At 56.2% G+C, this 15,988-nt stretch carries 18 protein-coding genes; 3 read left to right on the top strand and 15 right to left on the bottom strand.

Annotation, left to right across the window (positions count from 1 at the left end; all coding sequences use genetic code 11):
• Nucleotides 1-2: 2 nt before the first annotated feature.
• The 11 genes from sseB to trmJ form a co-directional block, all read right to left on the bottom strand.
• Nucleotides 3-779 (bottom strand): enhanced serine sensitivity protein SseB, encoded by a 777-nt coding sequence (gene sseB / locus NQ842_RS07070; RefSeq protein ID WP_047360363.1) that lies wholly within the window; start codon nt 777-779, stop codon nt 3-5.
• A 110-nt stretch (nt 780-889) separates the two neighbouring features.
• Complete coding sequence (gene pepB / locus NQ842_RS07065; protein WP_063412064.1) at nt 890-2,176, bottom strand: aminopeptidase PepB; 1,287 nt, start codon at nt 2,174-2,176, stop codon at nt 890-892.
• Between the two features lie 53 nt (nt 2,177-2,229).
• Entirely contained in the window at nt 2,230-2,430 is a 201-nt protein-coding gene (gene iscX, locus NQ842_RS07060; RefSeq protein ID WP_003860650.1) for a Fe-S cluster assembly protein IscX, read from the bottom strand.
• A 1-nt stretch (nt 2,431) separates the two neighbouring features.
• Entirely contained in the window at nt 2,432-2,767 is a 336-nt protein-coding gene (gene fdx / locus NQ842_RS07055) for an ISC system 2Fe-2S type ferredoxin (protein WP_003860652.1), read from the bottom strand.
• A gap of 1 nt (nt 2,768) precedes the next feature.
• Nucleotides 2,769-4,619, bottom strand: coding sequence for a Fe-S protein assembly chaperone HscA (gene hscA, locus NQ842_RS07050; protein WP_257256664.1), 1,851 nt, complete (start codon nt 4,617-4,619; stop codon nt 2,769-2,771).
• 14 nt (nt 4,620-4,633) lie between these two features.
• Entirely contained in the window at nt 4,634-5,149 is a 516-nt protein-coding gene (gene hscB / locus NQ842_RS07045) for a co-chaperone HscB (protein WP_163281511.1), read from the bottom strand.
• Nucleotides 5,150-5,229: 80 nt separating this feature from the next.
• Nucleotides 5,230-5,553, bottom strand: coding sequence for an iron-sulfur cluster assembly protein IscA (iscA, locus tag NQ842_RS07040; RefSeq protein WP_003860659.1), 324 nt, complete (start codon nt 5,551-5,553; stop codon nt 5,230-5,232).
• Between the two features lie 13 nt (nt 5,554-5,566).
• Complete coding sequence (iscU, locus tag NQ842_RS07035; RefSeq protein ID WP_003860661.1) at nt 5,567-5,953, bottom strand: Fe-S cluster assembly scaffold IscU; 387 nt, start codon at nt 5,951-5,953, stop codon at nt 5,567-5,569.
• A 24-nt stretch (nt 5,954-5,977) separates the two neighbouring features.
• Complete coding sequence (gene iscS, locus NQ842_RS07030) at nt 5,978-7,192, bottom strand: cysteine desulfurase (RefSeq protein ID WP_003860663.1); 1,215 nt, start codon at nt 7,190-7,192, stop codon at nt 5,978-5,980.
• Nucleotides 7,193-7,309: 117 nt separating this feature from the next.
• Nucleotides 7,310-7,801 (bottom strand): Fe-S cluster assembly transcriptional regulator IscR, encoded by a 492-nt coding sequence (iscR, locus tag NQ842_RS07025; protein ID WP_013098294.1) that lies wholly within the window; start codon nt 7,799-7,801, stop codon nt 7,310-7,312.
• 215 nt (nt 7,802-8,016) lie between these two features.
• On the bottom strand, nt 8,017-8,742 hold the full coding sequence (trmJ, locus tag NQ842_RS07020) for a tRNA (cytosine(32)/uridine(32)-2'-O)-methyltransferase TrmJ (RefSeq protein ID WP_014832906.1): 726 nt from the start codon (nt 8,740-8,742) through the stop codon (nt 8,017-8,019).
• A 132-nt stretch (nt 8,743-8,874) separates the two neighbouring features.
• Between trmJ and suhB the strand changes: the two genes are divergently transcribed.
• Entirely contained in the window at nt 8,875-9,678 is an 804-nt protein-coding gene (gene suhB, locus NQ842_RS07015) for an inositol-1-monophosphatase (RefSeq protein ID WP_013098296.1), read from the top strand.
• Nucleotides 9,679-9,739: 61 nt separating this feature from the next.
• Here the strand turns inward: suhB and NQ842_RS07010 are convergent, their stop codons facing one another.
• Both NQ842_RS07010 and NQ842_RS07005 read right to left on the bottom strand, forming a co-directional pair.
• Nucleotides 9,740-10,720, bottom strand: coding sequence for a nickel/cobalt transporter (locus tag NQ842_RS07010; RefSeq protein WP_257256663.1), 981 nt, complete (start codon nt 10,718-10,720; stop codon nt 9,740-9,742).
• On the bottom strand, nt 10,711-11,349 hold the full coding sequence (locus tag NQ842_RS07005) for a DUF1007 family protein (RefSeq protein WP_257256662.1): 639 nt from the start codon (nt 11,347-11,349) through the stop codon (nt 10,711-10,713). The genes NQ842_RS07010 and NQ842_RS07005 overlap by 10 nt, the downstream gene beginning before the upstream one ends.
• 125 nt (nt 11,350-11,474) lie before the next feature.
• On the opposite strand from NQ842_RS07005, the gene csiE reads away from it, so the two are divergent.
• Entirely contained in the window at nt 11,475-12,752 is a 1,278-nt protein-coding gene (csiE, locus tag NQ842_RS07000) for a stationary phase inducible protein CsiE (RefSeq protein WP_257256661.1), read from the top strand.
• Here csiE and NQ842_RS06995 read toward each other — a convergent pair whose 3' ends face one another.
• Entirely contained in the window at nt 12,753-13,892 is a 1,140-nt protein-coding gene (locus tag NQ842_RS06995; RefSeq protein ID WP_046888198.1) for a 3-phenylpropionate MFS transporter, read from the bottom strand. It abuts the gene before it with no gap.
• Nucleotides 13,893-14,064: 172 nt separating this feature from the next.
• Here NQ842_RS06995 and NQ842_RS06990 point away from each other — a divergent pair, with 172 nt between their 5' ends.
• Nucleotides 14,065-14,487, top strand: a complete 423-nt coding sequence (locus tag NQ842_RS06990) for a DoxX family protein (RefSeq protein WP_014832911.1) — start codon at nt 14,065-14,067, stop codon at nt 14,485-14,487.
• 54 nt (nt 14,488-14,541) lie between these two features.
• On the opposite strand, the gene glyA is transcribed toward NQ842_RS06990, so the two are convergent.
• The gene (gene glyA / locus NQ842_RS06985; RefSeq protein WP_008502165.1) at nt 14,542-15,795 is read right to left on the bottom strand and encodes a serine hydroxymethyltransferase; all 1,254 of its coding nucleotides are present in this window, start codon (nt 15,793-15,795) and stop codon (nt 14,542-14,544) included.
• Nucleotides 15,796-15,988: the final 193 nt, after the last annotated feature.

Below are 15,988 nucleotides of genomic sequence, written 5' to 3'. Positions count from 1 at the left end.
AATCAGATGATGCGGTTGGTTTTGAGATCGCGCAGGAAGCCGCCCCAGCGACGCTCATAGAACGGTGTGATGTGCTCGGTAATAAAGTGGCTGATGCCCTTCTCACCATTCTTCACCTGGCAGATATCAATTGGCTCATCGCCCGGCAACGTATCGGTGGCCACGCTGCCCGCCGCCTGGATGATCTCGTCGATATCGCTGTCAGCTTCAATACCAATCAACAGTACCGGCTGTTCATCCGCTTGCTCTTTAATCGAACAGAGGAACGCGCGTCTTACCGGCTTCAGGGTTTTGAACAACGTGGTCAGGGAATCGATCATCTGCGCTGGCGGTTCGGCCACTTCAGAGAGCAGCAGCGTTTCGCCCCCTTCCAGCACTTCCTGGGTGCTGAGCGGGTTACCCTCTTCACCAATCAGATGGCTGATTTCACGCGGCGTGAACTCTTTCCCGGTCGGCAGTTTCGCGTTAAGGAACAGGGTCTGGCCCAGCGTCATTTCAAACAGCGTGCGCACCGGCATCACCACGAACGCCTGTTCGTCTTCAACGGCTTTCTGCAGTGCTTCCAGCGAGGTAAAGAACGGGATGACTGAGGTACCGTCGTCTTTCTCCCAGTGCAGCAGATCCAGCGCGCTATCTTCAACAACCTGCTCACCTTCCGCCGCGGTGCCCGGCACCCAGACGGTGGATTCCAGCAGCGTGCGGAAAAATGCCGGACGGTGGGCGGGCTCGGTCGCCGCCTGTTCCAGCAGGGTTTCTAATTCGTTTTTGGTTTCTGACATAACAATTCCAGATCTCGAATTTCCCCCTCACCCCGGCCCTCTCCCTCAAGGGAGAGGGAGCAAACCAACCCTCTCCCCGTGGGAGAGGGTTAGGGTGAGGGCAAAAAGCATTACTCAGCCGTCAGCAGGTTCGCCACGGTACGCACGCCCAGGCCGGTCGCGCCCGCAGACCACTGCTCAACCGCCGCTTTACGGTAGGTTGCGGAGCAGTCGATATGCAGCCAGCCTTCGTGATAGTTCTCAACGAAGTGGGACAGGAAGCCTGCTGCAGTGCTGGCACCCGCCGGGTACGCCGCGCTTGCGGTGTTATTCAGTTCGGCAAAGTTAGACGGCAGCTGGCTGCGGTGGAACTCTGCCAGCGGCAGACGCCAGAACGGTTCGTTTTCTGCCGCAGCGCTTGCCAGCAGGCGGGCCGCCAGCTTGTCGTCAAAGCTGAACAGCGCATGGTAGTCGTTACCCAGCGCCGTTTTTGCCGCGCCGGTCAGGGTGGCCATATCGATAATCAACTCTGGCTTCTGGGCAGAAGCATCGATCAGACCATCGGCCAGCACCAGACGGCCTTCGGCATCGGTATTCATCACTTCAACATTTTTGCCGTTGCGATAGCGAATGATGTCGCCCAGCTTGAAGGCATTACCACTAACCATGTTGTCAGCGCAGCACAGGTACAGCTTCACGCGTTTTTTCAGGCCACGGGTAATTGCAAACGCCAGCGCACCGGTGATGGTTGCCGCCCCGCCCATGTCGGATTTCATGGAGTCCATGAACGCGCTCTGCTTCAGGCTGTAGCCACCGGTGTCGAAGGTGATACCTTTCCCGACCAGGCAGGCAAACACTGGCGCGTCTTTATCGCCGGTTGGGTTGTAGTCCAGCGCCAGCAGCACCGGAGGACGCTCAGAGCCACGACCCACGGTGTGAATGCCCATGTAGTTCTGCTCGCGCAGGTCTTCACCTTTGGTGATGCGGTAAGACATGTTGTCGCCAGCCACGCCGCACAACAGGTCAACGGCGCGCTGTGCCAGCTGTTCCGGCCCCAGCTCTTCCGCCGGCGCGTTGATGGTGTCACGCACCCAGTCGATAATGGTCAGGCGGCTTTCCAGCTCTTTTTGACCGGCTTCATCAAGGTTGGCCCACTCAATTTTGCGGGTGCCTTTCGGCCCTTTATAACCAGCCCAGTACGCCCAGCTGCGGTCGGTGTCCCAGCCCTCGCCTGCCAGAGAGACATGCTTAATGCCGAGCCCATCAATTTTGCGCGCGGCGCGCTGGATCAGACCCAGATCGTCGTTGCCCGTCAGGTGCAGGGTAATACCGTCGTTGTTGATACTGTAAGTGGCTTTCTCGCCCCAACGCGCATCGGCGGGTTGCGTAGTGAGCGTAATCTTCATCGCTTCGGTCATTTTATTTATCCTTATTAGCAAACGGGCCGCCTGAAGGCAGCCCGTTACGTGATTTACTCTGCTTCATCTAACCAGACTAACAGAATCGCCTCCAGAATTTTTTCATTGGATGCGTTGGGATCGTCGTCGAAATCCTCTAAATCGCAGATCCACTGATGCATATCGGTGAAGCGTACGGTTTTTGGATCGAGATCCGGGTTAGCGTCGTAGAGCGCTTCGCCGATTTCACGGCTGTCTGTCCACTTCAGTCCCATATCAATGCTCGCGTGCGTGGTTGATGGTGTAACGTGGGAATTCCACGACCAGATCTTCGTCGGTCACCGCCGCCTGACAGCTTAAGCGGCTGTCGGGCTCCAGACCCCATGCTTTATCCAGCATGTCGTCTTCGTCTTCAGTGCTTTCGGCAAGCGAGTCGAAACCTTCACGCACGATGCAGTGGCACGTTGTGCAGGCACAGGATTTTTCACAGGCGTGTTCCACTTCGATACCTGCACGCAGGGCAACATCGAGAATGGTTTCACCGGTCTTCGCTTCCAGAACAGCGCCATCCGGACAGAGGTCCGCATGAGGCAAAATAACAATCTTTGGCATATTAAACCTCGTCCACGGACTGGCCTTTCAGCGCGACGCGGACAGATTTGTCCATGCGGCGAGCAGCAAAGTCCTGGGTTTGTTTATCAACGTTTTTGATGGCTTCTTCTATTGCGTCAGCATCATTGCCCTGGGCGACCACGCTTAAGTGCGAAGCAGCCTCGTCAATCACCTGACGCTCAGCGGCGCTTAACAGCGCGGCATCGGCAGCGAGCGCGCCGTTCAGGCTTTCCAGCACGCGTGCGGCTTCCACTTTTTGTTCGGCCAGCATACGCGCCTTCACATCCTGCTCGGCGTAGCTCATTGAGTCCTGAATCATGGAGGCGATTTCGCCATCGGTCAGGCCGTAGGACGGCTTCACCTGAATGGACGATTCGACACCGGTCGATTTTTCCATCGCCGTGACGCTCAGCAGGCCGTCCGCATCCACCTGGAAGGTGACGCGAATATGCGCCCCCCCCGCAGGCAGCGCCGGAATGCCCCGCAGCGCAAAGCGCGCCAGAGAACGGCAGTCCTGCACCAGTTCGCGTTCGCCCTGCATCACGTGGATGGACATCGCGGTCTGGCCGTCTTTGAAGGTGGTAAACTCCTGCGCACGTGCCACCGGAATGGTGGTGTTGCGCGGAATGACTTTCTCCACCAGGCCGCCCATGGTCTCTAAACCCAGCGAAAGCGGGATAACGTCCAGCAGCAGCATTTCACTGTCCGGCTTGTTGCCGACCAGAATATCGGCCTGGATTGCGGCCCCCACGGCAACCACTTTGTCCGGGTCAATGGAGGTCAGCGGCGTGCGGCCAAAGAATTCGCCCACGCGCTCGCGCACCAGCGGCACGCGGGTCGAACCGCCCACCATGACCACTTCCAGCACCTCGTTCGCCTCAACACCGGCATCTTTCAGCGCACGACGGCAGGCTAACAGCGTACGTTTCACCAGGGGGGCGATCAGATCGTTAAACTGTTTACGGGCGATTTCACCCTGCCAGCCCGCCACGTTCACACTGACTGACTCAGCATCGCTTAGCGCAATTTTGGCCTCGATAGCCGCATCCAGTAGTTCACGCTGTATGCGCGCATCGCTGCGATCGCTGATGCCCGCCTGCTCGCGGATGTAATCCGCCAGCAGATGGTCGAAGTCATCGCCGCCCAGCGCGGAATCCCCGCCGGTCGCCAGCACTTCAAACACCCCGCGGCTTAAGCGCAGGATCGAGATATCAAAGGTACCGCCGCCAAGATCGTAAACTGCAATGACCCCTTCCTGACCGGAGTCGAGGCCGTAGGCAATCGCTGCCGCCGTCGGTTCGTTCAGCAGTCGCAGCACGTGCAGGCCCGCCAGACGCGCGGCGTCTTTGGTGCCCTGACGCTGTGCGTCGTCAAAATAGGCCGGAACGGTAATGACTACGCCGTCCAGATCGCCACCGAGCGTGGCGGTCGCACGCGCCGCCAGCGCTTTGAGGATGTCGGAGGAAACACGAATCGGGTTCAGCAGACCGGCCGCAGTCGCAATCATCGGCAGGCCGTTTTCACTGGCCTGCAGCTGATACGGCAGATGCGGGTAGCGGGTCTGAATATCGGCCAGCGAGCGGCCCATCATCCGCTTAACGGAGCTGATGGTATTCGCCGGATCGCGCGCGGCGTTAGCGCGGGCATCAAAGCCCACCGCGTGGCCCTGCTGCTGGTAGTGGACCACGGAAGGCAGCAGATGGCGGCCCTGCTCGTCAGCCAGCGTCTCCGCCTGGCCGCTACGCACGGTCGCCACGAGGGAATTGGTGGTGCCCAGGTCAATACCCACCGCCAGACGGCGCTGGTGCGGTGCGGCACTTAAGCCAGGCTCACTAATTTGTAATAAGGCCATAATTGCTTCCGAAATTAAAAATCGAGCAGCTTTTCTTCGAGTTGTTCAGCACTGCTTCGCAGTTTATCGAGAAAACGGAGTTTGCGCACAGTGTCTGCCGCCACGTCCCAGGTCTCGTTGTTCAGTTGCTCCACCATCTGCTGATGGCGGGTATCGAACATGCCCTTCACGCGCGTGATGAAACTTTCCAGACGCGCTTCGTCTTTGGCCTGTTCAATCTCATCCAGCTCTTCGCGAAGCGTAAGCTGTTCCATCAGAAACGCCGTGTCGCGTACGGTGTGCTGTTCGCTCGCCAGATCAAAGCCGTGGAGCGAAAGCAGATATTCTGCACGCGCCAGCGGATGGCGCAGCGTCTGCCAGGCCTGGTTAATGGTCGCGGATTGCGACACCGCAGCCAGTTGTTCTGCCTGAGTACCGCTGGCGAATTTGTCCGGATGATACTGACGCTGCAGGTCCTGAAAACGGATCGTCAGCGCCTGGAGATCAATCGGGTATTGAGCGGGTAAACCGAAGAGAGTGAAGTAATCCATAACAATCTCAGGGGTAGCCTGTTAGAAGAAACCCCACGCGCAGCAGATAAAGCCACGGTGGGGTTTCGGATGACGCGCGATTAAACGTGGAAGCTTTCGCCGCAACCACACTCGTCTTTGACGTTCGGGTTCGTGAATTTGAACCCTTCGTTCAGGCCTTCTTTTACAAAGTCCAGCTGAGTGCCGTTGAGGAATTGCAGGCTTTTGCCATCGACCACCACCTTCACGCCCTTGTCTTCAAACACAGTGTCATCAGACGCTGGTTCGTCAACAAACTCCAGTACGTAAGCCATACCAGAACAGCCGGAGGTACGTACGCCCAGTCGCAGGCCAAAGCCTTTACCACGGTTCGCCAGAAAAGAGCTTACTCGCGCGGCAGCGCTGTCGCTAAGGGTAATCGACATACTCAAACCTCAATTATTTTGCTTCACGTTTGCTTTTGTAATCCGCAATGGCGGCTTTGATCGCGTCTTCTGCCAGAATAGAACAGTGAATTTTCACCGGTGGCAGTTCGAGTTCTTCAGCAATATCCGTGTTCTTGATTGCCTGTGCTTCGTCCAGAGACTTGCCCTTCACCCACTCGGTGACCAGGGAGCTGGACGCAATAGCAGAACCGCAGCCGTAGGTCTTGAAGCGCGCGTCTTCAATGATACCTTCATTGTTGACTTTAATCTGCAACTTCATCACGTCGCCACAGGCTGGCGCGCCAACCATACCGCTACCTACGCTCTCGTCGCTGTTGTCAAAAGAGCCAACGTTGCGCGGGTTCTCGTAATGATCGATAACTTTTTCGCTGTATGCCATGATTGAATTCTCCTTATGTACCGATTAGTGATGTGACCATTCAATGCTGTTCAGATCCACGCCCTGCTTGAACATTTCCCACAGTGGAGAAAGGTCGCGCAGACGGCCGATGGAGTTGCGAACCAGCTTGATGGTGTAGTCAATCTCTTCTTCGGTAGTGAAACGACCTAAAGAGAAACGGATAGAGCTGTGTGCCAGCTCGTCAGTCATACCCAGCGCGCGCAGCACGTAGGATGGCTCCAGGCTTGCAGAGGTACAGGCAGAACCGGAAGAGACCGCCAGGTCTTTCAGCGCCATGATCAGCGATTCGCCTTCAACATAGTTGAAGCTCACGTTGAGGATGTTGGGTGCGCCCTGCTCGAGATCGCCGTTCAGATACACTTCTTCCATATCTTTCACGCCGTCCCACAGACGGTTACGGAGCGTGCGCAGGCGCGCCATCTCGGTTTCCATCTCTTCTTTCGCAATACGGTAAGCTTCGCCCATGCCCACGATCTGGTGAACAGGCAGCGTACCGGAACGCATGCCGCGCTCGTGTCCGCCACCGTGCATCTGCGCTTCAATGCGGATACGTGGTTTACGACGAACGTACAGCGCGCCGATGCCTTTCGGGCCATAGATTTTGTGGCCGGAGAAGGACATCAGGTCGACTTTCAGCTGGCTCAGGTCGATAGGCAGTTTGCCCACGCTCTGGGTCGCATCAACGTGATAGATGATGCCGCGCGCACGGCACATTTCGCCGATGGTCGCGATATCCTGCACCACGCCGATTTCGTTGTTAACGTGCATGATGGAAACCAGAATGGTGTCATCACGCATGGCCGCTTCGAGCTCTTTCAGGTCGATGATCCCGTTGCTCTGTGGCGCCAGATAAGTGACTTCAAAGCCTTCACGCTCGAGCTGACGGCAGGTGTCCAGCACGGCTTTATGTTCGGTTTTGCTGGTGATGATGTGCTTGCCTTTTTTCTGATAAAAGTTGGCTGCACCTTTGATCGCCAGGTTATCGGATTCGGTCGCACCGGAGGTGAACACAATCTCACGCGGGTCGGCACCCACCAGGTCAGCAATCTGATTACGGGCGATATCCACCGCCTCTTCAGCATGCCAGCCAAAACGGTGTGAACGGGAAGCTGGGTTACCAAAGTTTCCGTCCAGGGTCAGACACTGCATCATTTTCTCGGCAACACGCGGGTCCACCGGCGTGGTTGCGGAGTAGTCGAGATAAATCGGTAATTTCATTGCTCTATAAACTCCGTACATCGCTTCAATGCAAGGAATCAGGCAACCGGCTGGATGTACGACCGAGTACACGGGGCAGCTTCGCCCCGGCCTGATTCTGAAATACTTATCTTTTTATTACGCGCGTAATTTAACGTCGATAGCGTCCTGCGCGCGGGTGCTGCGTTGAGATTCCTGGCTGTGCTGACGGCCCGATACATCCAGAACTTCCTGGTTATTCACCAGTTCACCGAGGGTGATGTTGTTCAGGAAGCCGGTCAGGCGGTCGCTCAGATCGCGCCACAGCGCGTGGGTCAGGCACTTATCGCCGCCCTGGCAGCCACCTTTACCCTGGCAACGGGTCGCGTCAACGGATTCGTCAACCGCACTAATGACTTCGCCAACCGCAATACTGCCCGCGTCTTTACCCAGCAGATAACCGCCGCCTGGGCCACGAACGCTGGAAACCAGTCCATTTTTACGCAGTCTGGAGAACAGCTGTTCCAGATAAGAGAGGGAGATCCCTTGTCGTTCAGAAATATCAGCCAACGGAACCGGGCCCGCTTCGGAGTTGAGCGCAACGTCCAGCATCGCGGTTACGGCATAACGCCCTTTAGATGTCAGTCTCATGTCTTACTTAACCTCAAACTCGCCCCTGCCCGGGGTTTTTTATAGTAAAATGGGGTATTGCATAGCAGGGCCAAGTCTGACATTCCTGACTAAATTGGTCAACTATTTACTTGACTGTTTTAGTCAGGTATTTAACGTTCCGTGCCTTCATAATATAGGTGCGGCCTGATGCCCTCACCCCAGCCCTCTCCCACGGGGAGAGGGGGAAATCAACACTACTCTTTATTCTTCTGCTCAATCGACGCCAGAATCCCACGCAGGATGTTCAGCTCCTGGCTTTCCGGGCGCGCACGGGTGAACAGACGACGCAGCTTATTCATTACCTGGCCCGGATGCCCTTCACGGATAAAGCCGGTAGAGAGCAGGGTCTGCTCCAGGTGACCATAGAAGCGCTCCAGATCGTCAACCAGGGGATAGGCGGTCTCTTCTTTCGGTTCTACCTGCTGCTCCTGCGTCGCCAGCCAGGCCATACGCACTTCGTAGGCAATGACCTGTACCGCCATCGCCAGGTTCAGGGAGCTGTATTCCGGATTCGCCGCTATCGCGACGTGGTAATGGCACTTCTGCAGCTCGTCGTTAGTCAGGCCGACGCGCTCACGCCCAAACACCAGCGCCACCGGCGCCTGCTCCGCTTCCGACACGCTTTTCAGACCGCATTCGCGCGGATCCAGCATTGGCCACGGCAGCGTACGCGAACGCGCGCTGGTACCGACGACCAGGCTGCAACCCGCCAGCGCTTCGTCCAGGGTATCAACAATTTGCGCGTTGCCAATTACGTCACTGGCACCGGCGGCCAGTGCGATGGCCTGAGAGTCCGGTTTCACCAGCGGGTTAACCAGCCACAGATTCGTTAAGCCCATGGTTTTCATAGCGCGGGCAACGGAGCCCATATTGCCGGTATGCGATGTTTCGACCAGCACGATTCGAATGTTTTGCAGCATAGTTTTTGGATGTCTGAATTCAGTGTCTAAAGAATATTCGGGCATATTATCATAAACGAGAGACATATTCCGATCCCGCTGCTATACTCTGCGCCGATTTTCCTGTTCTTTAACATCCAGTGAGAGAGACCGATGCATCCGATGCTGACCATCGCCGTGCGCGCAGCGCGCAAGGCGGGTAATGTAATTGCCAAACACTACGAAACGCCAGACTCCGTAGAAACCAGCCAGAAAGGCAGCAATGATTTCGTGACTAACGTCGATAAAGCCGCAGAAGCGATTATTATCGAAACGATCCGCAAATCTTACCCACAGCACACCATCATCACCGAAGAAAGCGGTGAACATGAAGGTACCGATCAGGATGTTCAATGGGTTATCGATCCACTGGATGGCACCACCAACTTCGTCAAACGCCTGCCACACTTCTCTGTGTCTATCGCAGTACGCATTAAAGGCCGTACTGAAGTCGCCGTTGTTTATGATCCAATGCGTAACGAACTGTTCACCGCTACCCGCGGTCAGGGCGCGCAGCTGAACGGTTACCGTCTGCGCTGCAGCAACGCACGCGATCTGGACGGCACCATTCTGGCGACCGGTTTCCCGTTCAAGGCGAAACAGCACGCGACCACGTATATGAATATCCTCGGCAAACTGTTCACCGAATGCGCGGACTTCCGCCGCACCGGTTCTGCCGCGCTGGATCTGGCCTACGTGGCGACCGGTCGCGTTGACGGTTACTTCGAACTGGCGCTGAAGCCGTGGGACTTTGCTGCGGGCGAGCTGATCGCGCGTGAAGCAGGCGCACTGGTATGCGATTTCACCGGCGGTCACAACTATATGTCTACCGGCAACATCGTTGCAGGTAACCCACGCGTTGTTAAAGCCATGCTGGCAAACATGCGTGATGAACTGAGCGATGCGCTGAAGCGTTAATCCCGGTAATTCCCTCTCCCTGTGGGAGAGGGTCAGGGTGAGGGCATCAGACCACACCCTACTAAAACGGCCGCAATCCCCTTCCCACCGGCACCGCGCTCATCCACATCGTCACCGCCGCCACCAGCAGAATCACCCCGCCCGCCAGCGCGAGCGTAGTCCACCCTACCTGTCGCCACAGCACCGGCGTTTTATTGCCGCTGAGTTTAACCGCCAGCTGACGGAAGCTGTGTACCAGCAGCGCTAAAGACGAAATGGTGAGAGACGTTCCTGCCGCCATCGCCAGCGCGGACAGCATTCCCCAGCCAAACACGCCGATTACCTTACTGAACAGCAGCACCATGATCGCCCCCGAGCACGGGCGCATACCCATCGAGAGAACAATCATCAGCCGCGCGCGCCAGTCGTCGCCGTTCTGTAATTGTTCCTGCGTGGGTAGATGCTGATGCCCGCATCCGCAGTTTTCATCATGAACGTGGTGCGGCGTAAAGGTCTTGAATTTCGGCTTTTGCAGCAGCACGCGCAGCTTTTTGAGCGCCCGCCAGCAGAGGATCAGCCCCAGCACGCCCACCAGCGCATAGCTCCCTTTTTCAAGCCAGAAGCTGCTCATGTGTAGCTGACGGGCAGGAAGCTGTAAGAGTGAAAGGACTATCAAGACGAGCGCAATCGCCACGCCGCCCTGCAGCAGCGAGGAGGCCAGCGTCAGGCCAATGCTCGATCTCAACTTCGACGGATGGGTAGCAAGCCAGGTGGTGATGACAATTTTGCCGTGCCCCGGCCCCAGCGCGTGCAGAACACCATAGATAAAGCTAAACGCCAGCAGGGAACCGCCCGCTTTTGTCGGGTTCTCCGCCACCGCCTTCAGCAGCCCGCTCATCTGTTGATTGACTTCACGCTGCCAGAGGATGCTTTTCATCATCACCTGCGGCCAGGCCTGCCATAACCACAGCGCGCCGCACACGGCCAGCAATAAAAAGAGCGCCAGCGGCCAGAGATGAAGCCAGCGACGTGGTTTTCGGGCGGGAGACGCGATCACTGACATTGTAACGTCACCTGCTGTGCAAACTGTTTACCCAGTTCCATATCTTCGGGTGGTGCATCCTCTTTATCCAGAGAGACGGCAAAGTTGAGCGTCTCTTCGCTGGGTTTTGGCGTATGAACAGCGAGTTTGCAGGATTTTTGCAGGGTAGTCGGTAGCGTCACATCACTCTCCTTCGCATAGCTCATATCGACGTAATAGGTGGGGTCGAAGGTGGAAAAGGTATAAGTCTGCCCTGCCAGCGGCTGAGGATGCGCCAGCGGAAGAACAAACGTCAGCACCGCCTGATGGCCCTCACGCGACATGCCATACTCCGTCGGGCGATTCATAAACTTCACCTTTTGCCCGTTATGCCAGAACTCGGTGAAGTAGTGCTGCCCCAGCACGTTGGCCATGACCTCCGCCGCCAGCTTTTTCCAGATCTCATCGCCTGGCTTTGCATTTCCCGCGTCATACAGCAGATCGGCCGAGGTGATTTCATCCATCGTCCAGCGCATTTTCAGGCCGCTCAACTGGGTTCCGTCAGTCACCAGCTCGGTTTTGAGACTGATAAAACTGTGAGGATGCGCGCCGGCGGTGAAAGTGATAACCGCCAAAAATAACGCCATCGCGCTGTGTTTAACTGTTTGCATCAATTCCTCACGTCAAAAATTCTGTGATGTTCGCCAGCAATCCTGAGTGAAAGGCCTGCCGGTACGCTTTTCAGCGTCGATCCTTTAGCTATTCTTACCAGACATTCACACTGGATACCCAACAGATGATGACAACGCTTGAAATTCCATCTGTGCTTTCCAGTTCGCAGCGCCGCTGCCAGGTGCTTTTGATGCTTTACCTGCCCGATGCTGCCGTCACCGCACAGAGCATAATCGCAGCCAACGGCGTGGACGACGCCATGGCACGGCAAGATATAGCCGAGACGCGCGATGAAATCCAGCGCTATCACCGGCTGGACATCGTCACGCACCATGACGGCAGCTACCGGATTGAAGGTTCGGTCCTGAATCAGCGTTTATGTTTGCTGCACTGGTTGCGCAGGGCGCTCCGCCTGTGCCCGCAGTTTGTTTCGCATCAGTTTACCCCGGCGCTTAAAACCGCGCTTAAACAGCAGGGCATTGCGCGTCCGCTTTATGACGATACCAATCTGCGGGCGTTGATCAGCTTCTGTTCGCGGAAGCTACAGCGCCCCTTTGACTGCCGCGACGTGCAGTTTTTACAGCTCTTTTTGCAGTACTGTCTGATCCAGCATCATCTCGGCAATACGCCGCAGTTTTCCCCTGTTCAACGCAACTGGACGCAATCGCGAGGGGAATACTTCGCGGCGCAGGAAATCGTGCGTCACTGGAAGCGCCGCGTGCCGCAGGGGACCCACAGCGACGAACAACTGTTCCTCGCGCTGCTGTTTATGATGCTGCGTACGCCCGACCCGGTGCTCGATAGACATCAGCAGGATCAACGTTTGCGCCGGGCCATTGTGCGCATGATTGCCCGTTTTCGGGCACAGACGGGGATGAACTTCAGTGATGAACAAGGGCTGACCGATCAGCTGTATATTCATCTGGCGCAGGCGCTGGATCGTTCGCTGTTTGAAATCGGCATCGACAATAGTCTGCCTGAAGAGATTCACCGCCTTTATCCCCGCCTGTTGCGTACCACCAAAGAGGCGCTGTTTGAGCTGGAAGCGGAGTTTGGTCTGCGTTTTTCCGATGAAGAGATGAGTCTGGTGGCGGTGATTTTTGGTGCCTGGCTGATGCAGGAGTCCGATCTGCATGAAAAACAGGTAGTGTTGCTAACCGGAGAGGATAAATCCTGTGAGGAGGTGATTGAACAGCAGCTGCGCGAGTTAACGCTGCTGCCGCTCAATGTTCGCTATCTGACGCTGCAGGCTTTTCAGAAAGAGGGAGCCCCGCGCGAAGCGGCGCTGGTCATTACCCCTTATCCTACCGCCCTGCCCCTGTTCTCGCCACCGCTGATCCACGCCGTTGAATCGCTGAATGCGCAGCAGCAAGAACATATTCGCGCCATGCTGGAATCATAGTCAGGCGCGCGCGGTCACTTTCGGGCGAATGAACATCGCCGGCAGCGCGACCAGTGCCATTACCCAGAAGACGCCGTGCCCCAGATGCTGGTACAGGAAGCCCGCAAAGACCGTCATTACGGCAATGCTGCCGCCCATCGCCACCGCGGAATAGACCGCCTGCAAGCGGATCACATCCCCGCCTTCACGCGCAGCGATATAGCGCATGGCCGCCAGATGGCACACGGTAAAGGTGCCGCAGTGCAGAATTTGCGCCACAATCAGCCAGGGCAGTTCGGTCGTCCAGCCCATAATGCCCCACCGCGCCACGCCACACACGGCGGAGAGCAGCAGCAGATCCCGCGCGCCGAAGCGGCGGAACAGTTTCTTGCTGAGCGCAAAGATAATCACCTCTGCTACCACGCCAAGTGACCACAAATAGCCGACGGCGGAAGCTGAATATCCCGCGCCCTGCCAGTAGATGGCACTAAAGCCATAATAGGCCGCGTGCGCCCCCTGGAGCAGGCAGACACAGGCGAGAAAACGCCAGCTTTGCGCCACCAGGCTTCGCCAGGCGGGCCAGCCTGCGCTTTCCTGATGACGGCTTTCGCCTTGCGGCATCACCGATGGTCGCAGCAGCATGCCCAGCAGCATGGAGGCGATCCCGATACTCAGCAGAGCCAGGATTGCGCGGTAATCATAAAGGCTGACCAGTTTACCCACCAGCGCAGAGCCAATCACAAACGCAATGGAGCCCCACAGGCGCACGCGGCCGTAGTCCATGGTGATCTGTTTTTGCCAGGTGTTTGCCAGGGCGTCCGTCAGGGGAACCAGCGGAGAGAAGAACAGGTTAAAGCCAACCATCACCACCATCAGCCAGGCAAACTGATGGCTGACCCAGAAGCAGGCCACAAAGACCAGCGTTAACAGGGCAAGTATACGCACCGCCTTGATCAGTAAGGAGGGATCGCTGACGCGCGGTGCAATCAGCAGGCTGCCGAGGAAACGCGCCACCAGCCCCGCTCCCAGCAGGACACCAATGGTCTCCGGAGTAAGGCCAATCCCCTTGAGCCAGACGCTCCAGAAAGGCAGAAAAATACCGTAGCTAAAGAAATAGGTGAAATAGCTGAGCGCCAGCCAGCGCGTGGAATGCAAGACCATGAATCCCTCCCGAAATGGAGGCCATAGTCTGGCGAGAATATAAAAATTAAGCAAGTAGATAGCCTGCTATAAATTAACGAAAAATTAACATTGCATGCAGTCGTCTGGCTTATGGCAGGGAATGAAAATGTGTATTACGTTTAAATTACTCCACTTGCAGAGGTTTTCTGCCATGAACTCACTTCGCTATTTCGATTTCGGTCAGTCACGCCACCTGTTGTTGTTGATTGCCCGCATCGCACTTGTCGTGCTCTTTATTATCTTTGGCTATCCAAAACTGACGGGGTTTAGCGGCACCGTGCAATATATGACATCCCTTGGCACACCAATGCCCATGCTGGCGGCCATTATTGCGGTGGTGATGGAAGTCCCTGCCGCGATCCTGATCGTGCTGGGCTTTTTCACCCGCCCTCTCGCCATACTGTTTGTTTTCTACACGCTGGGCACGGCGATTATTGGTCACCATTACTGGGATATGACCGGTGACGCGGTTGTGCCAAATATGATTAATTTCTACAAGAACGTCAGTATTGCTGGTGCATTTATTCTGCTGGCGATTGTGGGACCGGGAGCAATATCCCTCGACCGACGTTAAGCCATAAAAAAAGGCCGCAAGCGCGGCCTTTTTTATTTCTGCAAAGCAGAAGAATTATGCGTATACCGGGAAGCGTGCGCAGATATCCAGAACTTTACCTTTAACGCGCTCGATAACCGCTTCGTCATTGATGTTGTCCAGAACGTCACACATCCAGCCAGCCAGCTCTTTCACTTCCGCTTCTTTGAAACCGCGGCGAGTGACAGCCGGAGAACCGATACGGATACCGGAGGTCACGAACGGGCTCTTCGGATCGTTTGGTACGCTGTTTTTGTTCACGGTGATGTTGGCGCGGCCCAGGGCGGCGTCAGCTTCTTTACCGGTCAGGTTCTTATCAACCAGATCCAGCAGGAACAGGTGGTTTTCAGTGCCGCCGGATACCACTTTGTAACCACGGTTCAGGAACACTTCCACCATCGCTTTGGCGTTTTTGGCAACCTGCTGCTGGTACACCTTGAACTCTGGCTCCATCGCTTCTTTCAGCGCGACGGCTTTTGCCGCGATAACGTGCATCAGCGGGCCGCCCTGTGCGCTTGGGAACACAGCGGAGTTCAGTTTTTTGTACAGCTCTTCATCACCGCCTTTCGCCAGGATCAGGCCACCGCGTGGACCCGCCAGGGTTTTGTGGGTAGTGGTGGTCACAACGTGCGCATGCGGAACCGGGTTCGGGTAAACGCCCGCAGCGATAAGACCGGCAACGTGCGCCATATCCACGAACAGGTAAGCACCGATGCTGTCTGCGATTTCACGCATTTTTGCCCAGTCAACAATACCGGAGTAAGCAGAGAAACCACCGATGATCATCTTCGGCTTGTGCTCTTTAGCCTGCTTAGCCATGTCTTCGTAGTCAATTTTGCCTGACTCATCAATACCGTAAGGAATGATGTTGTACAGTTTGCCAGAGAAGTTTACCGGGGAGCCGTGAGTCAGGTGACCGCCCTGCGCCAGGTTCATACCCAGAACGGTATCGCCCGGCTGCAGCAGCGCGGTGTAGACCGCGAAGTTTGCCTGAGAGCCGGAGTGCGGCTGGACGTTAGCGTAGTCAGCACCAAAGAGTTCTTTCGCACGGTCAATCGCCAGTTGCTCAACGATATCCACGTACTCACAGCCGCCGTAGTAGCGCTTGCCCGGATACCCTTCAGCATATTTGTTGGTCAGCTGAGAACCCTGCGCCTGCATGACGCGCGGGCTGGTGTAGTTCTCGGAGGCGATCAGTTCGATGTGCTCTTCCTGACGTACTTTTTCCTGCTCCATAGCCTGCCACAGTTCGGCATCATAATCGGCAATGTTCATTTCACGCTTTAACATCCGCATCTCCTGACTCAGCTAACAAGTAAATTTTGGCCTGAAAAGGCAGTCCTGTTGGACGACGGGCAACAGTATAACTGAATAGTTCTGTGATAACAGGTCTTGACAAACGATTTTACGCAAACGTTTTCCTTCACGCCACGCAAGGGTTTGAGGAATAAAGCCCTCGTCATTTTCAACGGATTTCTTTTCA

The sequence above is a fragment of the Enterobacter cloacae complex sp. R_G8 genome, from assembly GCF_024599795.1.
GTDB classification, from domain to species: domain Bacteria; phylum Pseudomonadota; class Gammaproteobacteria; order Enterobacterales; family Enterobacteriaceae; genus Enterobacter; species Enterobacter dissolvens.
This window is presented reverse-complemented; position numbering and strand designations above follow the sequence as displayed.

Excerpts from the sequence above, each read along its gene's own strand:
- sseB (WP_047360363.1), bottom strand. The coding sequence starts at position 779 with ATGTCAGAAACCAAAAACGAATTAGAAACCCTGCTGGAACAGGCGGCG.
- pepB (WP_063412064.1), bottom strand. The coding sequence starts at position 2,176 with ATGACCGAAGCGATGAAGATTACGCTCACTACGCAACCCGCCGATGCG.
- iscX (WP_003860650.1), bottom strand. The coding sequence starts at position 2,430 with ATGGGACTGAAGTGGACAGACAGCCGTGAAATCGGCGAAGCGCTCTAC.
- fdx (WP_003860652.1), bottom strand. The coding sequence starts at position 2,767 with ATGCCAAAGATTGTTATTTTGCCTCATGCGGACCTCTGTCCGGATGGC.
- hscA (WP_257256664.1), bottom strand. The coding sequence starts at position 4,619 with ATGGCCTTATTACAAATTAGTGAGCCTGGCTTAAGTGCCGCACCGCAC.
- hscB (WP_163281511.1), bottom strand. The coding sequence starts at position 5,149 with ATGGATTACTTCACTCTCTTCGGTTTACCCGCTCAATACCCGATTGAT.
- iscA (WP_003860659.1), bottom strand. The coding sequence starts at position 5,553 with ATGTCGATTACCCTTAGCGACAGCGCTGCCGCGCGAGTAAGCTCTTTT.
- iscU (WP_003860661.1), bottom strand. The coding sequence starts at position 5,953 with ATGGCATACAGCGAAAAAGTTATCGATCATTACGAGAACCCGCGCAAC.
- iscS (WP_003860663.1), bottom strand. The coding sequence starts at position 7,192 with ATGAAATTACCGATTTATCTCGACTACTCCGCAACCACGCCGGTGGAC.
- iscR (WP_013098294.1), bottom strand. The coding sequence starts at position 7,801 with ATGAGACTGACATCTAAAGGGCGTTATGCCGTAACCGCGATGCTGGAC.
- trmJ (WP_014832906.1), bottom strand. The coding sequence starts at position 8,742 with ATGCTGCAAAACATTCGAATCGTGCTGGTCGAAACATCGCATACCGGC.
- suhB (WP_013098296.1), top strand. The coding sequence starts at position 8,875 with ATGCATCCGATGCTGACCATCGCCGTGCGCGCAGCGCGCAAGGCGGGT.
- NQ842_RS07010 (WP_257256663.1), bottom strand. The coding sequence starts at position 10,720 with ATGTCAGTGATCGCGTCTCCCGCCCGAAAACCACGTCGCTGGCTTCAT.
- NQ842_RS07005 (WP_257256662.1), bottom strand. The coding sequence starts at position 11,349 with ATGCAAACAGTTAAACACAGCGCGATGGCGTTATTTTTGGCGGTTATC.
- csiE (WP_257256661.1), top strand. The coding sequence starts at position 11,475 with ATGATGACAACGCTTGAAATTCCATCTGTGCTTTCCAGTTCGCAGCGC.
- NQ842_RS06995 (WP_046888198.1), bottom strand. The coding sequence starts at position 13,892 with ATGGTCTTGCATTCCACGCGCTGGCTGGCGCTCAGCTATTTCACCTAT.
- NQ842_RS06990 (WP_014832911.1), top strand. The coding sequence starts at position 14,065 with ATGAACTCACTTCGCTATTTCGATTTCGGTCAGTCACGCCACCTGTTG.
- glyA (WP_008502165.1), bottom strand. The coding sequence starts at position 15,795 with ATGTTAAAGCGTGAAATGAACATTGCCGATTATGATGCCGAACTGTGG.